This window comes from Mesorhizobium sp. M4A.F.Ca.ET.050.02.1.1 (genome assembly GCF_003997725.1).
Classification (GTDB): Bacteria; Pseudomonadota; Alphaproteobacteria; order Rhizobiales; family Rhizobiaceae; genus Mesorhizobium.
Map to the genome: position 1 here is coordinate 1 of NZ_RZSG01001272.1, position 965 is coordinate 965.

Genomic DNA, 965 nt, shown 5'->3' on the forward strand with positions numbered 1-965 from the left:
GGCGGCGCGCGCGGTTGATAGAGTGCCACCGCCAGCATAGCGGCAAGGAGCGCGGCGCCCGCCAGGGCATCGCCGGCAACTATGAAGGCCGGGTCGACCGAAAGCCCGAGCGCCGAAAGCCCGACGAAAATAGCGGGCGCGATCGACGGCCAGTCGAAACCGCCGGAGGATTCGGCTTCGGCACCGCGGGCGCCCAGCCAGACGAACGCGAGCACCGCCAGCGTCGCGGCATTGATGAACAGGATGGCCGACAGGTTCGCAGCGGGCGTGTTGGCCATGTAGAGGATGGTCCAGAGGCCGGTGCCGACGAAGGCCGCCGCGGCGAGCGCCTTCCAGTCGCGCAGGCGGGCAATCGCCGCGGTGGCGGCAAGCACGATCGCCAGATAGACGAACAGCGCCCAGGGATTGGGCGCCTGAGAGGAGACGAGCGCCGGCGTCGCCATGGCGCCGATCAGGCCGATGCCGGCCAGCGCCAGGCCATGGACCAGCGAAGCGGAGATAGTGGCGACGCCGATGGCGCCGAGAAGCGTGAAGGCCAGCGCCGGACCGATGAAGCCGTAAATGCCATGCGCGGCATAGATGGTGCCGAACAGGATGAAGGCGCCGGCCGCCGTCAGGATCGCCGGGATATAAGCGCCGGCGGCACCCTGCACTGGCACCTTGAAGCCGGTGCGGCGGATGAATTCGCCACCGCCGACTAGCACCAGGCCGAGAATGCCGGCCATGGTGAGGCGCACGCCGGGGCCGAAAATGCCGGCTTCGATGGTATAGCGGATCAGGAACAGGCCGCCGAGCGCCAGCGCGATGCCGCCGACCCAGACCGCCCAGCGGGTGCCGAGCGCGGTCTCGACGTCGGTCTGCCGCGCGGCCTTCGCCGGTTGTGCGGCCTCGGCGGGGCCTGCCGCAGGTTCCGCCGCTGTCGGCGCCTCGTCCTTGGCCCAGGGGCCGGAAACGACCTCCCCCAC

Annotated in this window: 1 protein-coding gene; it reads right to left on the minus strand. The window is 70.5% G+C overall.

The genetic code is table 11. From position 1 onward, the window contains the following. The coding region (locus EOA33_RS36890) for a DUF2339 domain-containing protein (RefSeq protein ID WP_145989558.1) at window positions 1-965 on the minus strand (965 nt) is incomplete at both ends.